This window comes from Dolichospermum circinale AWQC131C, assembly GCF_000426905.1.
Lineage (GTDB): Bacteria > Cyanobacteriota > Cyanobacteriia > Cyanobacteriales > Nostocaceae > Dolichospermum > Dolichospermum circinale.
In genome coordinates this window covers 63,276-66,758 of the sequence record NZ_KE384601.1, presented here as the reverse complement: position 1 = coordinate 66,758, position 3,483 = coordinate 63,276, and the positions used below count along the sequence as shown (strand labels likewise).

General features: G+C 39.0%; 4 protein-coding genes. 2 read left to right on the top strand and 2 right to left on the bottom strand.

Annotated elements, in window-relative coordinates; all coding sequences use genetic code 11:
- The coding region (locus ACIR131C_RS27315) for a hypothetical protein (protein ID WP_423752198.1) at positions 1-137 on the top strand (137 nt) is incomplete at its 5' end.
- On the opposite strand, the gene trmB is transcribed toward ACIR131C_RS27315, so the two are convergent.
- Positions 108-755 carry a tRNA (guanosine(46)-N7)-methyltransferase TrmB gene (gene trmB, locus ACIR131C_RS0107075; protein WP_028089632.1) on the bottom strand — a complete coding sequence of 216 codons (648 nt, stop codon included), beginning with the start codon at positions 753-755 and terminating at the stop codon, positions 108-110. The two genes, ACIR131C_RS27315 and trmB, sit on opposite strands and share 30 nt — an antisense overlap.
- Before the next feature lie 148 nt (positions 756-903).
- Here trmB and ACIR131C_RS0107070 point away from each other — a divergent pair, with 148 nt between their 5' ends.
- Positions 904-2,007, top strand: a complete 1,104-nt coding sequence (locus tag ACIR131C_RS0107070) for a metallophosphoesterase family protein (protein ID WP_028089631.1) — start codon at positions 904-906, stop codon at positions 2,005-2,007.
- A 95-nt stretch (positions 2,008-2,102) separates the two neighbouring features.
- On the opposite strand, the gene ACIR131C_RS0107065 is transcribed toward ACIR131C_RS0107070, so the two are convergent.
- Positions 2,103-3,323: an FIST signal transduction protein gene (locus tag ACIR131C_RS0107065; protein WP_028089630.1), complete on the bottom strand. Its 1,221-nt coding sequence runs from the start codon at positions 3,321-3,323 to the stop codon at positions 2,103-2,105.
- Positions 3,324-3,483: the final 160 nt, after the last annotated feature.

Genomic DNA, 3,483 nt, shown 5'->3' with positions numbered 1-3,483 from the left:
CCCGATGTTATGAGGTACAAGAACCCCACCCCCAACCCCCTCCCCGCAAGCGAGGAGGGGGCTATGATGTATTTGACATCATTAGGAAACGCCATGTCATACATCAATTAATCATTAGTAATCTTTTTTCTAAATAAAGCCCTATATACTGGTTCACCTTTATTGAAGGTGGCTATTTCCCGTTCTGTGGGAACTGGAAGGGGATTTTCCGCTAACCATGTTGTTGTTCCTAGCTTTTCAAATGCAGGATGTTCGTCAAAGCGATCGCACATTTCCTCTGCTACAAATTGTATATCAGATTGGAGAAAAACAACACCACCCACAGCTAAATAATTGGCTAATTCTATTACCAATTCCGGTTGGACTACCCGACGTTTCGCGTGACGATTTTTAAACCAAGGATCAGGAAATTGAATTGTTACTTTTTGTAATCTTCCTGATGGTAAATTGGATAACAAAGAAACTAGGGAATTATTCACATTCGCAAACATATAATGTAAATTTTTTAAACCCATTTCGTCGCGGATTCTATTGGCTTCTACTACTAACGGTTCTCGAATTTCTAAGCCTAAAAAATTCCAATTTGCTTCTATTTGCGCCATTTTCAAAACAAATCTACCCCTAGCACAACCAATATCTAAATGTAGTGGTAGGTTTGGTTGTGTATAAATACTTTCCCAGTCTGGAGAAGCGGTTGGGGTTTGAAATTTACTCGCAAGGGGGTTAACGTGCTGACGAACTCGAACAGGTGACAAAATTTACTCTCCTAAAAAAACAAAATCTTTAACAAATGTATACAAATATTATTAAGTCTAAATATTCCCACACTAGTATACACAGTCAGGGTTATACTTTGAGAATAATAATTTTTTCCAACTAGATTTTTAACATTTTCTTAACCCAATGAAACTCAATTTTCGGTTTGCTATAGTTAGCGATTTACACATTGCGCTTCCTGAAACTATTTGGGATCACCCTAGTCGTTTTCATTTGGTAGAGGTAAGTGTTCCGGCTTTTGATAGTGTTTTAGCACATTTAACCCAATTAGATTTAGATTTTTTGTTGATCCCTGGAGACCTAACCCAACATGGTGAATCAGTAAATCACAAATGGTTACAAAATAGGTTATCTCAATTACCTTTTCCATCTTACGTGATTCCTGGTAATCATGATATACCTGTTTTGATGGCTAATGAACAATCAATTAGTTTTGCAGATTTTCCCTATTATTACCAACAGTTTGGTTATAAAAATCCCCAACAACATTATTACAATTGTCAGATATTCCCAGGAGTGAGATTAATCGCTCTTAATTCTAACTCATTTAATGATCAAGGTCAGCAAATAGGCAGGTTAGATAATCAACAACTTCAATGGTTAAAAGGGGAATTAGCAGCAATTGGGGATGATTTAGTTTTGGTAATGATTCATCATAATGTGGTTGAACATTTACCGAATCAGTCTTGTCATCCCATGGCGAATCGTTATATGCTAGAGAATGCAGCAGAACTGAGGCAATTATTACAACACTATGGAGTTAAGTTAGTATTTACAGGACATTTGCACGTTCAAGATATCGCTTGTTCCCAAGGGATATATGATATTACTACTGGTTCTTTAGTCAGCTATCCTCATCCTTATCGGGTATTGGAATTTAACCGAGATGAATTAGGTAGGGAATCTTTACAAATTGTTTCTCATCGTGTAGAATCAGTACCAGATTTTCCCAATTTACAAACACTATCACGAAAATGGATGGGCGATCGCTCCTATCCGTTTGTACTCAAATTATTAACTTTACCTCCCCTGAGTTTACCATTAGACCAGGCACAAATATTAGCGCCCGGTTTACGTGATTTTTGGGCGACTATTGCCGATGGTGATGCTATGCTTGAATATCCCCATTTCCCCATTCATGTCCGTCGTTACATCGAAGAATATAGCGCGGTTAATGGTGGGAACACAGCTTTCATTGATAATCACAGTACGCTTTTAATTGGGAAATAGGTAATGGGTAATGGGTAATGGGTAATGGGTAATGGGTAATGGGTAATGGGTAATGGGTGATTTTTTTCTTTCTCCTAACTCCTGAATCCTAACTCCTATTCTTCAAGAGAACGACAAATAGCAAATACAGAAGTATAACCATGTAAGAAAGTTCTACCACTTACAGGACCGATTTCACCACCGCAGAAACAGCCACCAAGGGGTATATCATGGAGATAACGGCTAAAAAGTTGGGAATCAAAATTAGGTTGGCCATAAAGTCCTGTTCCCCGTCCTAAACAGGTAAACATCAAAGCCCCGACGGGAGACGGTTGACTAGTATTTTCATTTTCATTTTGATATTCTTGGAGTAGATTTTCTAAATCTTGGGACGAAGCTTGCGCTTCCCGCAAGTGAAATTGTAACCTTTGACCGGCACGAATGCGATCGCTAATGGCGATCGCCCCAGCTTTAGGGTCTACCCCCAAAATATTACGAATTAAAAAATCCCCCGAATGTAAATTCATTCTAAATTCATCCATTGCTAAACCGACAAATAAAGAATGTTGTGCTAAAGTTCGATCTTCTTCACTCAAACTACTAATTAAATTTCGCAATACCATTAAAGGCACTTTTTCATCCAACTCTAAAATAATATTCCGTTCCGCTTTAGTGACCTGTAATGGTTGACCAATGGGACGACAACCTTGGGACACAATAGTATCTAAGACGATATTGCCAGTTAAAGCTATACCTACCGTACCTTCTCGACATAACTTATCATTACAAAATAAACCCACAGGACCATTCATAAAGCCGCTGCTGGCCTGTCCTCCTACCACCACCGAACCTGGATAAGCAAAATCTAACCCCTGCAATAGATCATTAGTTGCTGAACCAAAAGGACTGGACAAGAGAATAAATTGGGGTACTGGTAACGGTGGTACACCCACTAAATCAATCCAAGCATTGGGGGAACTATCAGAATCTGGCAATTCTTCGGCTAAAATATGAAAAGGTCGGATTTTTACACCGGGAAGATGGGCTAAAGTCAGACTTAGGGCGGGTTCTGCTTCTATTTCTTCCGTTTCTCCTGTCTGTTTCCTGCCAATTACACCCCCTGCACTACAACCAATTAATATAGGTACGGAAAGTTTTTCTGCCAATAAAGGTAAAAGCCTTGTATACTCACTCATAAAGGCAGAAGAAATGAATACCAGCCCTAAATCCGCTGGTGCTGTTAAAGATGCCACAGCTTGTTCTATGACATCGTTAATAGCCGCTTCTAAGGAAGAACGGGTTGATAAAGCATTTGTCCACTGCATTTGATCAGCCATGAGTTTTTGGTGTGTTTCTGTTTTGAGCTTAGTTGAATATTTTAACTAAGTTTGTCACTTGGTTGGTGATTAGGGAACAGGGAACAGGGAACAGGGAACAGGTTTTGGACAACTTTACTTTTCTTTACTTATGTCGGTTTTTTTCCCTCACCTACTTACA